This is a genomic window from Paramicrobacterium fandaimingii (assembly GCF_011751745.2).
Classification (GTDB): domain Bacteria; phylum Actinomycetota; class Actinomycetes; order Actinomycetales; family Microbacteriaceae; genus Paramicrobacterium; species Paramicrobacterium fandaimingii.
In genome coordinates this window covers 3,078,372-3,091,988 of the sequence record NZ_CP061170.1, presented here as the reverse complement: position 1 = coordinate 3,091,988, position 13,617 = coordinate 3,078,372, and the positions used below count along the sequence as shown (strand labels likewise).

The 13,617-nt window shown below is 64.4% G+C and carries 17 protein-coding genes; 7 read left to right on the top strand and 10 right to left on the bottom strand.

Annotated features, from left to right (window positions below; all coding sequences use genetic code 11):
- Window positions 1-164 precede the first annotated feature (164 nt).
- The 4 genes from srmL to HCR84_RS14925 all read right to left on the bottom strand — a co-directional run bounded on the left by srmL (window position 165) and on the right by HCR84_RS14925 (window position 2,542).
- Entirely contained in the window at window positions 165-1,313 is a 1,149-nt protein-coding gene (srmL, locus tag HCR84_RS14940) for a PheS-related mystery ligase SrmL (protein WP_166979723.1), read from the bottom strand.
- Between the two features lie 211 nt (window positions 1,314-1,524).
- The gene (locus tag HCR84_RS14935; RefSeq protein ID WP_235940715.1) at window positions 1,525-1,866 is read right to left on the bottom strand and encodes a heavy-metal-associated domain-containing protein; all 342 of its coding nucleotides are present in this window, start codon (window positions 1,864-1,866) and stop codon (window positions 1,525-1,527) included.
- 31 nt (window positions 1,867-1,897) lie between these two features.
- Window positions 1,898-2,179, bottom strand: coding sequence for a metal-sensitive transcriptional regulator (locus tag HCR84_RS14930; RefSeq protein ID WP_166979724.1), 282 nt, complete (start codon window positions 2,177-2,179; stop codon window positions 1,898-1,900).
- A gap of 60 nt (window positions 2,180-2,239) precedes the next feature.
- Entirely contained in the window at window positions 2,240-2,542 is a 303-nt protein-coding gene (locus tag HCR84_RS14925) for a hypothetical protein (protein WP_166979726.1), read from the bottom strand.
- Between the two features lie 122 nt (window positions 2,543-2,664).
- Here HCR84_RS14925 and HCR84_RS14920 point away from each other — a divergent pair, with 122 nt between their 5' ends.
- Window positions 2,665-4,749 (top strand): heavy metal translocating P-type ATPase, encoded by a 2,085-nt coding sequence (locus HCR84_RS14920; RefSeq protein ID WP_166979728.1) that lies wholly within the window; start codon window positions 2,665-2,667, stop codon window positions 4,747-4,749.
- On the opposite strand, the gene HCR84_RS14915 is transcribed toward HCR84_RS14920, so the two are convergent.
- From HCR84_RS14915 to HCR84_RS14905, 3 genes are all read right to left on the bottom strand, one after another.
- On the bottom strand, window positions 4,733-5,656 hold the full coding sequence (locus tag HCR84_RS14915; RefSeq protein WP_166979730.1) for an NADP-dependent oxidoreductase: 924 nt from the start codon (window positions 5,654-5,656) through the stop codon (window positions 4,733-4,735). The genes HCR84_RS14920 and HCR84_RS14915 overlap by 17 nt on opposite strands.
- Window positions 5,657-5,717: 61 nt before the next feature.
- Window positions 5,718-5,888, bottom strand: a complete 171-nt coding sequence (locus HCR84_RS14910; protein WP_166979732.1) for a hypothetical protein — start codon at window positions 5,886-5,888, stop codon at window positions 5,718-5,720.
- A gap of 50 nt (window positions 5,889-5,938) precedes the next feature.
- A complete protein-coding gene (locus HCR84_RS14905; RefSeq protein WP_166979734.1) occupies window positions 5,939-6,118 on the bottom strand; it encodes a hypothetical protein in 180 nt (59 codons plus the stop codon).
- Between the two features lie 89 nt (window positions 6,119-6,207).
- Between HCR84_RS14905 and HCR84_RS14900 the strand changes: the two genes are divergently transcribed.
- The 3 genes from HCR84_RS14900 (at window position 6,208) to HCR84_RS14890 (ending at window position 8,236) form a co-directional block, all read left to right on the top strand.
- Window positions 6,208-7,488, top strand: a complete 1,281-nt coding sequence (locus tag HCR84_RS14900; RefSeq protein WP_166979736.1) for a M18 family aminopeptidase — start codon at window positions 6,208-6,210, stop codon at window positions 7,486-7,488.
- A 73-nt stretch (window positions 7,489-7,561) separates the two neighbouring features.
- On the top strand, window positions 7,562-7,945 hold the full coding sequence (locus HCR84_RS14895; protein ID WP_338040104.1) for a VOC family protein: 384 nt from the start codon (window positions 7,562-7,564) through the stop codon (window positions 7,943-7,945).
- The gene (locus tag HCR84_RS14890) at window positions 7,946-8,236 is read left to right on the top strand and encodes a hypothetical protein (RefSeq protein ID WP_166979738.1); all 291 of its coding nucleotides are present in this window, start codon (window positions 7,946-7,948) and stop codon (window positions 8,234-8,236) included.
- Window positions 8,237-8,278: 42 nt separating this feature from the next.
- Here the strand turns inward: HCR84_RS14890 and HCR84_RS14885 are convergent, their stop codons facing one another.
- From HCR84_RS14885 to HCR84_RS14875, 3 genes are all read right to left on the bottom strand, one after another.
- Window positions 8,279-9,886 (bottom strand): multicopper oxidase family protein, encoded by a 1,608-nt coding sequence (locus HCR84_RS14885; RefSeq protein WP_166979740.1) that lies wholly within the window; start codon window positions 9,884-9,886, stop codon window positions 8,279-8,281.
- 258 nt (window positions 9,887-10,144) lie between these two features.
- Complete coding sequence (locus HCR84_RS14880; protein ID WP_166979742.1) at window positions 10,145-10,543, bottom strand: transferase; 399 nt, start codon at window positions 10,541-10,543, stop codon at window positions 10,145-10,147.
- A 203-nt stretch (window positions 10,544-10,746) separates the two neighbouring features.
- Window positions 10,747-11,778, bottom strand: coding sequence for an LLM class flavin-dependent oxidoreductase (locus HCR84_RS14875; protein WP_166979744.1), 1,032 nt, complete (start codon window positions 11,776-11,778; stop codon window positions 10,747-10,749).
- 179 nt (window positions 11,779-11,957) lie between these two features.
- Here HCR84_RS14875 and HCR84_RS14870 point away from each other — a divergent pair, with 179 nt between their 5' ends.
- The 3 genes from HCR84_RS14870 to HCR84_RS14860 all read left to right on the top strand — a co-directional run bounded on the left by HCR84_RS14870 (window position 11,958) and on the right by HCR84_RS14860 (window position 13,616).
- Window positions 11,958-12,410, top strand: coding sequence for an SRPBCC family protein (locus HCR84_RS14870; protein ID WP_166979746.1), 453 nt, complete (start codon window positions 11,958-11,960; stop codon window positions 12,408-12,410).
- The gene (locus tag HCR84_RS14865; protein ID WP_244972507.1) at window positions 12,407-12,739 is read left to right on the top strand and encodes an ArsR/SmtB family transcription factor; all 333 of its coding nucleotides are present in this window, start codon (window positions 12,407-12,409) and stop codon (window positions 12,737-12,739) included. Before HCR84_RS14870 ends, HCR84_RS14865 begins: the two co-directional genes overlap by 4 nt.
- A gap of 82 nt (window positions 12,740-12,821) precedes the next feature.
- Window positions 12,822-13,616: an alpha/beta fold hydrolase gene (locus tag HCR84_RS14860; RefSeq protein WP_166979748.1), complete on the top strand. Its 795-nt coding sequence runs from the start codon at window positions 12,822-12,824 to the stop codon at window positions 13,614-13,616.
- Window position 13,617: the final 1 nt, after the last annotated feature.

Here is a 13,617-nt window from a genome sequence, read left to right as displayed (position 1 = left end):
GTCCAGATGTCGTCGCCGCGTATCGACGCGTCTGCACCACCATCGATGTACATCGTCTGCCCGGTCACGTGCGTGTTCTCCCACGAGTCACTGTCGCGCCGACAGTAAATCGCGTGAACTGTGAGACTGCTGGAGAGGCCGAGAGTGCGTTCGATGCTTCGGGACTACACCTGCGAGATGAGCTCGAGCACGGGCCCGAGGTGAACCGCGCGATACACCTCGTCTCGGATCTCATTCGCCTCGGCATCCGTCATCGTCGACGTCAGCGGGCGCAGCGTGACGCGAAGAAGCGCGTTGACCTGGTCGGGTGCGAGCGCAAGCCTGCGGCGTGCCGACTCGGGCAGATCATCGTGGTTCGTCACAGACAGAAGCTCGACGGACTCGAGCATGCAGGCGCGGGCGCCGAGTGCTGTGCGCACGGAATCTCCAAGCGTCTCGGCGTTGGCATCCGCGTTGACGACAACCGAGAGGTCACGTCGAATCGGCGGGAGAGATGAGACGGGCCGCCACGGCTCGAGATCGCGCATCTGCTCGGCAATGCGCGGGTCCTCCGCGCGCAGCAGGCGAATGTCGTCGATGCCCTTGCGCAGCATGAGCGCGCGATCAAGACCCATTCCCAGAGCGAGGCCCGTCCAGCGGGATGGCGTGAGCTTCTGCCGTGCCAGAAGTGCGGGGTCAACAATGCCGCATTCAGCGAGCTCGAGCCACTGCCCGTGCGCGCGCACATCGATTTGCAGGCCGACGACGGTGTACGGATGCGGTGAGGGCACAGCGCGCCACTCCGCGCCCGGAAGCACAGCGTCGACGACGATCGCGGCGAGGCGCCGCAGATCATCGATGCCGAGGGGAGCACGTCGTGCGATACGCCACAGGTCGACCTGGTGCGGTTCGCCGACGTGCATGCGGTCGATGGCATCGCGCCGATACACAAGGCCGGGCAGCACGTGGAGCGCGTCGCGATCATCGGAATTGGTCGATCCGCTCTGCTGTGCAGTGGCGATGCCGGAGAGAATCGCGGGGATCCCCGCGGAGGTGTGGCTGCGCAGCATGACCGTGGGACTCACATAACGCGAGTAGCGGCGGTCTCGCGTGAGCGCGTCGAGGCTGAAACCGAGATTGTCGTAGTTATCGTCGACGCTCGTCAGCGGGCTTGGGCGGTGCGTGCGAAGAGAAATGCCGACGTCGTGCGCAACGGCGGTGACGACGTCATCGAGAAGTCGCTGCATCGCGTGTTCGCCCTGTGTGGGATCACTGAGGTCACGCAGCGTGAGGGCGGCGTGAAGCTGCTCGTTTGTCAGATAGTCGGAGGTCATGAGTGGATCCTGTCGTCGATGTGAGTGGGGGATGCCCCTCGACCGGACCCGTCTGACTAGGCGCGCCTCAAGAGTGCCCAGCGACCGGTGATCGGTCGAGGGCTGAGAAATCGGCATGACTGACGCATAGCGACAAGTGTAGCTGCGACGGCACGATGGCAAAAGCGACGGGGCCCCGCATCAGTTGGGCCCCGTCGCTGAAAATCTGTTGCTACACGAGCGAGTAGCCGGCGTCTTCGATAGCCGCGCGCACCGACGCTGTCTCAAGAGGCTCGTCGCTCGTCACGGTGACGATGGACTCTTCATTCGGCTTGAGGTCGACAGAGACGTTCGTGACGGTTCCGAGAGCCGAGAGCTCGTCGGTTACCGCGGAGACGCAGTGCCCGCAGGTCATTCCCGTGACGCCGAACGTTGTCGCGAGTGCGCCGTTGACAACCGTCGCGACAGCGGCAGATGACTCCGCGTTGCCGTGTCCGCACATGCACTCGCCGCCTCCGCAGCATCCGCCGCCTGAGGTGTTCTTGTCGGTGAGTCCGAGATCAGTGAATGACATTGAGTGTTGTTTCCTTTGCGAGTTCGTGGTGTTAGCGGACGAGGCGGGCGATCGCAGCGGATGCTTCTTTGAGCTTCTCGTCTGCGACCGGTCCGCCTTCTCGCGTCGCTTGCGCAACGCAGTGGTTGAGATGGTCATCGAGCAATTGCAGCGCGACGGTCTCGAGCGCCTTCGTCGCGGCAGAGACCTGCGTCAGAATGTCAATGCAGTACGTGTCATTCTCGACCATCTTGTGAATGCCGCGCACCTGTCCTTCTGCGCGCTTCAAGCGCTTGAGCAGGGCGTCTTTGTCGTCGACGTATCCGTGTTGCATGTTGCCTCCCAGCCGAAAGTATACCCCCTCCCGGTATGGATCACACGGATGCCGCCGACGTCAGTGCTTGCGTCGCTCAGACGAGTCTCGTCCCGGGTCGCCCCCGCCTTCGGGGTTGTCGTCGATCGCGTGCCGATCTGGGCGGCTCCACGACGCGCCGCCTGGGTCGCCGCCGGGGTGCGGATCATCTGAGCGGGCGAACTCGTCTGGGCGGTGCGCCGAATCCGTTCCGGGATCCCCGCCGCCCTCCGTGTGCTCGCTCATGCCCGCCGCGTCCGGTCGCGACCAGGAATTGGCTCCCGGGTCGCCGTGGTGCGCCGGTGACTCGTTGCGTGGTCGAGGAGAAACATCGTCGTTTGTCATGGTGATCACTCCCTTAGACCAGGTCTACGCCGAAACCCGAGAACTTACAAGGGCGCGAGGCGGGCGTCAGAGCCTTGACATTATACCCCCTAGGGGTATAGTGTCAGGCGAGAAGGAGAGGTATGTCGCACGAACACGCCAGCAACGCCCCAGCACACGACCTTGACGTCGATGGTGAATACCACGAAATGACTGATGGCGGTCACGATCACTCCGGTCACGAGGGCCACGACCACTCATCGCATGTCGCACAGTTTCGACGACTGTTTTGGGCGATGCTTGTTCTCTCGCTGCCGACAGCCTTCTTCAGCGCGATGTTCGCCAGCATCCTCGGGTACTCTCGCCCCGAGTTCCCCGGTGTCGACTGGATCTCTCCCGTGCTGGGAACGATCATCTTCGTCTGGGGAGGCAAACCGTTTCTGACCGGTGCCGTCTCAGAACTGCGGTCGCGGCAGCCGGGCATGATGCTGCTCATCGGCATGGCAATCGTTGTGGGGTTCATTGCCTCGCTCGGGTCGAGCCTCGAAATCTTTGACCACCAGCTCGACTTCTGGTGGGAGTTGGCGCTGCTCATCGTTGTGATGCTGCTCGGGCACTGGATCGAGATGCGCTCACTCTCGCAGACGTCGTCTGCCCTCGACTCGCTCGCCGCGCTGCTGCCAGACGAAGCCGAGCGCGTTGTGCGCGACGGGGTCGAGACGGTGTCGCCAGACGAGCTCGCCGTCGACGACCTCGTGATCGTGCGCCCAGGCGGGCGCGTTCCCGCAGACGGCACGGTGGAAGAAGGCACTGCCGACGTCGACGAGTCGATGGTGACGGGGGAGTCCGTTCCCGTCGGTCGCGGCCCCGGAGACCGTGTTGTTGCGGGAACAATTGCGACGGACACGGCGCTGCGTGTTCGCGTCACGGCGATCGGAGACGACACGGCGCTCGCCGGCATCCGCAAACTCGTCAGTGATGCGCAGAACTCGTCATCACGCGCTCAGCGTCTCGCCGACAAGGCGGCGGCTCTGCTGTTCTGGTTCGCGCTCTCGGCCGCAGTGATCACCGCGCTCGTGTGGGTGCTGATCGGGCAGCCGGACGCCGCCGTCATTCGCACCGTCACCGTGCTCGTCATCGCGTGTCCGCACGCACTCGGGCTGGCGATTCCGCTCGTCGTCTCGATTGCGACGGAGCGCGCTGCCCGAGGCGGCGTTCTGGTGCGAGACAGGCTCGCCCTCGAGTCGATGCGCTCGGTCGACACCGTCGTCTTCGACAAGACGGGAACGCTCACGCGTGGCGAGCCCGCGCTTATCGAGATAGCGCCGGTCGGGGAGGTCGCCGACGACACGGTGCTCGCCCTCGCGGCGGCCGCGGAGGCAGACAGCGAGCACCCGCTTGCTCGAGCAATCGTCGGTGAGGCTGAGCGTCGTGAGCTCCGCCTCTCCGCGCCTGCGCACTTCCATTCCGAACCGGCGCTCGGCGTGACGGCCACCGTCGACGAGAGCGAGATTCGGGTCGGCGGGCCCGCGATGCTTCGCGATGCCGGAGTGGGCGCCCATGGCACGACGGAGGCGTGGTCTCGCGACGGCGTGATCGTGCTTCACGTTCTGCGTGATGGCGCGGTGATCGGCGCGCTCAAGCTCGCAGACGAGGTGCGATCAGAGTCGGCGATCGCCGTCGAACAGCTGCACCGTCGCGGCATCCGTGTTGTGATGATGACGGGTGACGCCGAGCCGGTGGCGCATGCTGTGGCGAGAGAGCTCGACATTGACGAGGTTCACGCTGGCGTGCGTCCCGAAAGCAAGGCCTCTGCCATTGCGCAGCTGCAAAAAAATGGTCGACGCGTCGCGATGGTTGGCGATGGCGTCAACGACGCACCGGCGCTGGCGCAGGCAGATGTCGGTCTCGCCATCGGGGCGGGAACCGACGTGGCAATTGGATCGGCCGGGGTCATTCTCGCCGGCGACGACCCGCGGTCGGTCTTGTCTGTCATCGATCTGTCGCGTGCGACCTACCGCAAGATGACGCAGAATCTTTGGTGGGCGGCCGGGTACAACCTGATCTCGGTGCCCCTCGCAGCTGGCGTGCTCGCACCGATCGGATTCGTGCTGCCCGTCGCGGTTGGGGCGCTGCTGATGTCGGCGTCGACCGTGGTCGTGGCTCTCAACGCGCAGCTGCTGCGTCGACTCGACCTCTCGCCTGCCAGCGTCAGTCCTCGAGCGTGAGTACGATCTTGCCCCGCACGTGGCCGGTGAGCAGGTGCTCGTACGCCTCGCGCACGTGATCGAGCGGGTACGTAGCCTCGATCGGCAGGTCGATCGTGCCTTCGGCGACGAGCTCGGCAAGTGCACGCAGCTCGTCATGCGTGCTTTCAGCGCGGGCGTAGTCACTGAATCCGTGCTCGGCAGCGAAGGGCCGGTCGGCGATCGTGTTTACACGATTTGCGGGAACACCAAGAGCAATGGCCGTTTCGAGGGTCTCGCGGCCGGAGTGGTCGAGAACGATGTCGATTCCCTGCGGCGCTGCCTCGCGCACACGGTCGGCGAGGCCGTCGCCGTAGGTCACGGGAAGGATGCCGCGGGAGCGCAGCAGCTCGTGGTTTCGCTCACTCGCTGTTCCGATGACCGTGGCACCGCGAAGTCGGCATAGCTGGGCCGTGAGCGCTCCGACGCCGCCGGCCGCCGCACTCACGAGCACCGTGTCGGCGGGCGAGATCTCCATCTCGCGCACCATCGCCATTGCCGTGCGCCCGGCGATGTCGAGGCTCGCTGCCTTGGGGACGCTGAGACCGTCGGGAATCAGCGTGAGCGCGTCGGGGCCGACCACGACGTAGTCGGCCTGCGCGAGCATGCGCGCGCCCCCGAAGACCATCTGGCCGACGTCGAAGCCGATTGCGCGAGCGCCGACCTGGTCGATGCGTCCGGCGAAATCGTTTCCGCTCCCCGCGGGAAGGGTGACTCCGTAGCGCTCGGCGTTCGCGGGGTCCGCGGCAATCTTCGCGTCAACGGGGTTGAGTCCCGCCGCGAGCACCCGCACACGAAACTCGCGCAATCCCGCATCCGGAATCTGCTGGTCGACGACCTCGAAGTTCTCGGGCCCACCGAAGTCTGTGATCTGAACACGCCGTGCCATGGCACTCCTTTCGCCTGGTCTCAGCTTGTCACGTCGAGGCGGAATGCGCGGCTCGTTGGCGCTACTGCTCGTCGTCGCTCGATTCGCGGTCGTCGACCTCCGAGATCGGAGGGTAGGACGACTCATCGGCACGGCTGTCAACGGCATCCGTGCCCAGCACGACGTTGTCGTCGATGTGCTCGTTCAGCTCCGGATTGTCGGCGAGCGGCTCGATCTCGCCGTCTTCGTCCACGGCGAACTCGGGTGCTGTCTCGGCGAGCGTCTCGGGGTCAGGCTGTCGCGTCAGCGCTTGCGCTTCGTGCGACCAGGCAGCATCTCTTTGACCATGTAGAAGCCCAGCAGCACGACGCCAGCGATCTCGAAGACCAGTGCGACCGTTGCGAGGTCTTTGTTCGTGAGAATGATCACGATTCCGATGAGGAGCAGGATCGCACCGGCGATGGGAATGAGAAAAGGGCGCACCCCTCCAGCTTAGGCGGGTTCGAGTCCGCGAGCGCTGGGAGTGTCGGTGACTCGGTCGGGAGCGAAGCGACCCGTGATTGGATGGAGGAATGGATGCTGTGAACGACTACATTGCCGATTTCGCCCGATTCATCGCCGCATCGCCGTCGTCGTACCACGCCGCGGCCGAGGTGGCGCGGCAGCTCGATGACGCCGGGTTCACGCGCCTCGACGAGGAAGAGGCCTGGAGCGGCGAGGCGGGCGGACGCTACATTGTGCGAGACGGCGCCGTGATCGCATGGCTGCAGCCAGCGGCATCCTCACCAACGGCACCGTTTCGGGTGCTCGGCGCCCACACCGATTCGCCCGGCTTCAAGCTCAAGCCGTCGCCGACGACCGGTAGTCACGGTTGGCTGCAGGCCGGCGTTGAGGTGTACGGAGGCCCGCTGCTCAACTCATGGCTCGATCGCGAGCTCGAGCTGGCCGGTCGACTCGCGCTTCGCGATGGCGCAGAGAAGCTTGTGCGAACGGGTCCGTTTCTGCGCATTCCGCAGCTCGCCATTCACCTGGAGCGCGGCGCGAACGACGGCCTGACGCTCGACAGGCAGCGCCACGTTCAGCCTGTCTGGGGTGTTGGGAGCGCGAGCGAGGCAGACCTGCTCGCGCACATTGCCGCGTTTGCCGGCGTCGATCGCGATGACATTGCCGGCTACGACCTGCTGACCGCCGACACTCACGCGCCGGAGCGCTTCGGGCTCGACGGTGCATTCTTCGCTGCCGGCCGCATGGACAATCTCTCGTCTGTGTATGCCGGTCTCGTTGCGCTGCTCGACGCGCAGCGCTCGGGGGCCGACTCCGACCACATCTCGGTTCTCGCGGCATTCGACCACGAAGAGCTCGGGTCGCAGTCACGTTCGGGCGCGAGCGGACCCATTCTCGACGACGTGCTCACGCGCGTTGCGGAGGGCCTCGGGGCGACGCGGTCCGAGCAGAAGCAGGCCTATGCGGCATCCTGGTGCCTCTCGGCAGATGCCGGGCACGCCGTGCACCCGAACTATTCAGAGAAGCACGACGCGGCAAACCAGCCGCACGCCGGCGAGGGAGTTCTGCTGAAGATCAACGCCAACCAGAGGTACGCGACGGATGCAGCCGGGGCGGCGCTCGTCTCCCGGCTCTCGGCAGCGGCGGGCGCTGGCTATCAGGAGTTCGTGTCGAACAACACGGTGCCCTGCGGGTCGACGATCGGGCCGCTGACGGCGACGCGCCTCGGCATCCGCACCGTCGATATCGGCGTTCCGCTGCTCTCGATGCACTCCGCACGCGAAATGGTGCACGTCGACGATGCCGCGGCGCTCGCGGACCTTGCAACAGCGTTCTTCGCCGGGGAGTAGCTCGTCGCGGAGTGTCGGTGGCTCGCGCTAATGTCAGCGTGAACTGCAAGCGATGTGCAAAGGAGCAGAGCAAATGGTGCAGATGAGACTCGAATTGATTCCGATTCCCGTGAGCGATATCGACACGGCGAAAGACTTCTACGTCAGGGCGGGCTTCAACGCCGACCATGACATCCCCGTCAGCGACGATCTCCGGTTCGTGCAGCTGACGCCTCCCGGCTCGGCGTGCTCAATCGTTCTCGACGTGAACATGACAGAGATGAACGCGGGATCGAGGCGTGAAACGCAGTGCGTCATCGACAACGCTGAGGCGGCACGAGATGATCTTCGCGAGCGCGGAATCGATGTGAGCGACGTCGACGAGCAGCCTTGGGGCCGATTCGTGCATTTTTCCGACCCCGACGGCAACACATGGGCGCTGCAGCAGGCACCCGAGCAGACGGGACAGTCTGCCTGAATGCCGTCCTACCGCGTGACGTTGTCGCCAGGGGCGATGCGCGCCGGTGTCGATCCTGAGCGTGTGATCCCGACAATGGCGGATGCCGCAGCGGAGCTCGTCACCGTCGAGGCAAGCGATGTGCAGCTGGTGCGCGGCACCCCGCGCATCGTCGTGCGCTTCACGTGCGACGACGACGAGCTGGCCGAGCAGGTCGCCGCCCACACGGCATCCGTCGCTTCTACCGTGGTCGAGGTGGTCGGGTGGTTTCTCGCCCGGCGCGACGGCGGCCGGTGGAAACGAGTGGCCTGACGGTGCCGACGGCCTGGCGGTGGCCCAGCTCAGTGGCCCGGCTCAGTGCTGGTGGTCGCCCGGGCCAGCCTCGTCATCATCGCCCGGTGTCTCATCGAGGGTCCACCGTGAAGGCACGACTGATCCCGGCTCCACCACGAGAAACTGCCCCATCATTCCGGCGTCTTCGTGCCGCAGCAGATGGCAGTGGTACATGTATGGGTTGTCACCGTCGGCGTAGTCGGTGAACTCCATGATGATGCGATACTGCACGTCGGGCTCGAGGTAGATGGTGTCTTTCCACCCGGAAAGCTCAGGGGGCGGCGGCATGCCATCAACGCTCAGCACCTGAAACTGCACGTCGTGCACGTGAAAGTTATGCGGCGCCGGCATCTCGTTCAGAACATGCCAGATCTCCGTCGTGTCAACCGTGGCGACGGCGTCGATGCGCTCCATCTTCATCTGCTTGTCGTTGATGCTGTGCCCGTTGAGTGTGAAGGAGCGCTCGCCGACGGCATCCGCTGGGTCAAGGGACTCGATCGTTGTGAGTGCATCGGGGATCTCACCAACATGATCAAGCTCGGATGCTGCCCGAAGCTGCAGCACATCGAAGCGGTCTTCGTGGCCAGCCGATCCAGTGATCGCCTGAAAGCCCTCCCCGAGGTTCGGCGGATTGCTGCGCAGCGTCACGGACTCGCCCGGTTCGAGCTTCACCAGAATCTCTGCGCGCTCCGCCGGTGACAGTCGAATGTGATCGAGCTGCGCTGGCTTTTCGAGAAGCCCACCGCCGCTGGCGATCATCGCGAATTCGCGGTTGTCGTCAAACGCGAAGTCATACACACGGGCGGACGACGCATTGAGAATGCGCAGCCGCACGACGTCTGTCGTCGCCTCAAAGTAGGGCCCGATTGTGCCGTTGACGAGCAGCGTATCGCCAAGCGTTCCGACGAAGTCGCCGGTCTTCTGAAACTCGCCTTCGTCAGAGAAACGGGCATCTTGAATGATCACGGGCACGTCATCGACGCCGTAGTCGCGCGGCAGTGGCAATGCCGCCTCGACGTCGTCTTCGATCTGCAGCATCCCGGCGAGCCCGTGGGTTACTTGCTCTTCTGTGGACTCATGTGCGTGAGGGTGGTACCAGAGCGTCGCCGCTGGCTGGTCTATCGTCCAGTCGGGGCACCAGTCTTCGCCTGGGGCGACAGGTTGATGGGGGCCGCCGTCTGCCGCCGCCGGCAGATGCATTCCGTGCCAGTGCAGCGTCGTCACCTCGGGCAGTTCGTTCGTCATGCACGGGGCGAAGCTCTCACCGCGATTCACCCGAATCGTCGGCCCGAGGTACGACCCGTTGTAGCCCATTGTGGGAGTCTCTGTGCCGTCGACAAACGGGGTGGAACCAGACTCTGCCGTGAGGTCGACGTGCACAGTGCCGTCGGCGTCCACTGTGCGCTCGGCAAGCGGTGGAATCGCCAGCGGCGTCTCGAAATCGACGGCGCCGACCGTGTCGACAGTAGGTGAGCTGGGGGCGCAGGCCGTGATGCCGATTGTGAGGCCGAGGCCGCCGGCAACGAGGGCGGATGCTGTCGCGAGAACGGCTCGCGGTCGGCGGAGGCGGTGCGTGCTGGTGTGGGAGCGGCGTGACCGCGCTGTGCGGAAGGCAGGAATGTGAAGCATGAATCCAGCCTCGCGGCGTGGCAGCGCCGCGGCATCCGGGCCTCACCCCATTCGCCTCGGGGGCTCACCCTGACCTGACCCTGACGTGGCTCCCCGCGACAGGGCAGTCACAGTGAGATGCCAAAAACCGTCGTGACGGCGTGGGCCGCAAGCGACAGTTTCTGGCACCTCACTTTTTGGGCAGCCTTCACGGCAAACGAAAGCGGCGAATGACGGCTCCCGGGAGAGCGCCATTCGCCGCTGACGAAGTGCGTGCCGTTAGGCCGGAATGTCTCCCGGACCCGAGATATCGGCGAAGGCGTCGATCTGGCTGTCGCCTGGCACGTTCGCGCCATTGCCGACGCGGGCATTCGCGCCGATGCGCGAGTGGCCACCGACGCGTGCGCCGTGGCCGACGTGTGCGTTCTGGCCGACGTGCACGTTAGCGCCGACGACGGCAGCGGCGCCGATCGTCGCGTCGCGATCGATCCACGCGGTTGCGCCGATCCATGCTCCGCGGCCAACAACTGCGCCGGGCTCGACATAGGCGGTTCGTTCAATGTGGGCGGTCGGGTCGACCGTTGCTCCCGAAGCAACCAGTCCGCGGCCAAGGGGGTGGCGGCGGTAGCGGGTGATTGTTCCGGTGTCGGTCTCGACGACCTCAGCGGGTGTGCTCAATCAAACTCCTTGGGAATATGGCTCAGAGGAGATAACAATGCATGCAGATGAAAGATTCCTGCGTAAGACGTGGGTAGCGTCTGATTGCGTGGCAATCAAGAGGCGGAACCTCGCACGTCGTCGGTTCTGCAGTATCTCCCGAAAAACCCTAACAAATGCCGGGTGAAAGGTAAAAACGAGCGGATGTTGTCAGACGGCACGAATTAGCGCCTGAGCATATCCTTCACCATCGGAATGACGGTCTGACCGTACAACTCGATTGACTCGGCGAGCTGGTCGTGCGGCATGGGGCCGTTTGCGTACTTGAGGTCGAAGCGGTCGAGCCCGAGCGTCTGCACCGTTGAGGCAATGCGTCGGGCGACGGTCTCGGGCGAGCCGACGTAGAGCGATCCGCTGTCTGCTTCGTTGAGAAAGTCGTCGTGACTCGTGGGTGGCCAGCCGCGCTCGGCCCCGATGCGATCGCGGTTTGCCTTGAAGTGCGGGAACAGCTGCTCGCGGGCACGCTCGTCTGTCGCGGCGATGTGGCCGGGAGAGTGAGCGCTGAGTGGCATCCGGTCTCGCCCGATCTCGTCTTGCGCGCGGTGGTAGAGATCGACGTACGGCGCAAAGCGCGCGGGGTCGCCACCGATGATGGCGAGGGCCATGGGGATGCCGTACTTCACCGAACGGATGACGGACTCGGGACTGCCGCCGACGCCGATCCACGCGGGGAGGCGCCCAGCGGCGGTTTTGGGGTAGACGTTGGCTCCGTGCAGCGGTGCGCGGTGTGTGCCCTGCCAGTGCACGGGCTTTTCGGTGAGCAGCTTCGAGAAGAGGTCGAGCTTCTCGTTGAAGAGCGTCTCGTACTGCTCAAGGTCGTAGCCGAACAGTGGGAACGACTCGGTGAAGCTGCCTCGGCCGAGCGTGATCTCGGCGCGGCCGTTGCTGACAGCATCCAATGTGGCGAATCTCTCGTACACGCGCACGGGGTCGTCGCTTGAGAGTACGGTGACAGCGGTGCCGAGGTGAATGCGGCTTGTCTGGCCCGCGATGGCGGCAAGAACCATGTCGGGTGAACTGATCGCGTAGTCGTCGCGATGGTGCTCACCGAGTCCAATGGCGTCGACGCCGACCTGATCGGCGAGAGTCGCCTGCGCGATCACATCGCGGATGACCTGGTGCGCGGGCGTTGGGACGCCAGCGTCGTTGACGGTGACGTCGCCGAACGTGTCGAGGCCGAACTTTGTTTCGCTCATGGTGTCCTCACGGTAGTGGGTGGCAGGGCGCTTCATGCATTGTCTATGCATTTGCATAGACAATAACGAGTGGTGAGCGAGAACTATTCCGTCGACTTTTCCGTTGTATGCAACAAAAGGGTTGCACATTGCTATCCTACCTGCAACTCTGAGGTTGCAGGTTATGAAATGAGGACCCAATGGAAGACATCGACACAATCGAACGGCACGTAGACATCGACGCCACGGCAGCACGTGTTTGGGAGTTGATCAGCGAGCCGGGCTGGTACGTCAATGACGGAGAACTTCGCGATCATCGACGAGAGAATCGCGGCGACGTCACCGTTGTGCACGATAGCGTGCACGGCGAGTTCGCGTTCGTCACAGTCGAACTCGATGAGCCGAGATATGCGGCATTCCGTTGGTTGCAGCAGGCAGACGATCCGGCTTCGGCGTCGACACTTGTTGAATTTCGTATCGTCGAAAGGCCGTCGGGTGGCGTGACATTAAGTGTCACGGAGAGTGGATTTGCTTCGCTCCCCGGAAGCGCTGCAGATCGGCGCAAAGCCTTTGATGGAAATCTCGAGGGATGGATCGAGGAGCTCGAGGTGGCGAAAGCCCACTGTGAATCGTCGCCGCAGGTACGGCCGTGACGACGCGCATGCCGAGTGATGTCGAGGTTTTTGCTGCGCTCGCCGATGACACACGGTGGACGATCTTGCAACGAATCGGCAGGGAAGGAGCATCTGCCTCTACTCTCGCTTCTGAACTGCCTGTGACCCGGCAGGCTATCGTGCGGCACCTCAGCGTGCTCGAAAACGCGGGGCTCGCCGAGTCGGAACGCTTCGGAAGAGAGCGCAGGTACACAGCACTTGGCGTTCGCCTCAGCGAGGTAGGCCGCCTGCTTGAGTCGGTTGGAAAAGGCTGGGAAGCGCGGATGAGCACGATCAAGGCGGCTGCTGAGCGCGACGCTTCGCACTGAATGTACGGCACAGGGTAGTGGCTGCCCGTGAGCGGGTGGCAGGCTGGGGGAAGCAGCCGAGATTGATCACGAAGGAGTGGCAATGACTGACTTTGCGATATCAGCCGATGGAACACGCATCGCGTACGACCGCTACGGTTCCGGGCAGCCGGTGATCCTTGTCGCGGGAGCAATGCAAGAGCGCAGCGGCGACACAACGACATCGCGCATGGCCGAGCTTCTCGCCGAGCGAGGCTTCGCCGTCTATAACTACGATCGGCGCGGCCGCGGTCAGAGCGGGTCCGTTAAGGACGCGGATGCCGGCACAGAGCTGCAGCGGGAAGTTGACGATCTCGCAGCGCTCATCGACGTTGCCGGCGCGGAGGCGTTTGTCTTTGGAAACTCATCCGGTGGGGCGATCGCGCTGTGGGCGGCCAACGCCGGTCTGCCGATCACGCGCCTCGCCGTGTGGGAAGTGCCGTTCGCTGTCGACGACGACGGGGAAGCCGCCCAGTTCGTTGACGAGCTTCGCGGCCGAGTCGCGGCTGGAGACGGCGAGAGCACCGTTGAACACTTCATGAAGGACATGCCGCGTGCGTGGCTCGAGGGGGCCAAATCGAGTGATGCATGGCCGTCAATGGTGGCGCTTGCACCGTCGCTCGTCGCCGACGCGGCATCCCTCGCGGTTCACGATGTGCCGCGCGGTGAGAGGTGGTCGAACGTGACGCAGCCGATGCTGGCAATGGTGGGAACCGAGACGCTTCCGATCTTTCCGCCCGCCGCGGAGATGCTCGTGAGCGATCTCGCGAATGCACGCATGCGAACCGTTGTCGCCTCGTATCACCAGTGGGACGCTGACGTGATGGCGGGCGTGCTTGCCGAGGAGTTCGGCCAGTAGG

What these genes read in the sequence shown, in the direction of transcription:
- HCR84_RS14890 (WP_166979738.1), top strand. Translation starts at nt 7,946, where the DNA reads ATGCCGTCCTACCGCGTGACGTTGTCGCCAGGGGCGATGCGCGCCGGT.
- HCR84_RS14930 (WP_166979724.1), bottom strand. Translation starts at nt 2,179, where the DNA reads ATGCAACACGGATACGTCGACGACAAAGACGCCCTGCTCAAGCGCTTG.
- HCR84_RS14895 (WP_338040104.1), top strand. Translation starts at nt 7,562, where the DNA reads ATGGTGCAGATGAGACTCGAATTGATTCCGATTCCCGTGAGCGATATC.
- HCR84_RS14885 (WP_166979740.1), bottom strand. Translation starts at nt 9,886, where the DNA reads ATGCTTCACATTCCTGCCTTCCGCACAGCGCGGTCACGCCGCTCCCAC.
- HCR84_RS14875 (WP_166979744.1), bottom strand. Translation starts at nt 11,778, where the DNA reads ATGAGCGAAACAAAGTTCGGCCTCGACACGTTCGGCGACGTCACCGTC.
- HCR84_RS14925 (WP_166979726.1), bottom strand. Translation starts at nt 2,542, where the DNA reads ATGACAAACGACGATGTTTCTCCTCGACCACGCAACGAGTCACCGGCG.
- HCR84_RS14915 (WP_166979730.1), bottom strand. Translation starts at nt 5,656, where the DNA reads ATGGCACGGCGTGTTCAGATCACAGACTTCGGTGGGCCCGAGAACTTC.
- HCR84_RS14870 (WP_166979746.1), top strand. Translation starts at nt 11,958, where the DNA reads ATGGAAGACATCGACACAATCGAACGGCACGTAGACATCGACGCCACG.
- HCR84_RS14900 (WP_166979736.1), top strand. Translation starts at nt 6,208, where the DNA reads ATGGATGCTGTGAACGACTACATTGCCGATTTCGCCCGATTCATCGCC.
- HCR84_RS14920 (WP_166979728.1), top strand. Translation starts at nt 2,665, where the DNA reads ATGTCGCACGAACACGCCAGCAACGCCCCAGCACACGACCTTGACGTC.
- HCR84_RS14860 (WP_166979748.1), top strand. Translation starts at nt 12,822, where the DNA reads ATGACTGACTTTGCGATATCAGCCGATGGAACACGCATCGCGTACGAC.
- srmL (WP_166979723.1), bottom strand. Translation starts at nt 1,313, where the DNA reads ATGACCTCCGACTATCTGACAAACGAGCAGCTTCACGCCGCCCTCACG.
- HCR84_RS14935 (WP_235940715.1), bottom strand. Translation starts at nt 1,866, where the DNA reads ATGTCATTCACTGATCTCGGACTCACCGACAAGAACACCTCAGGCGGC.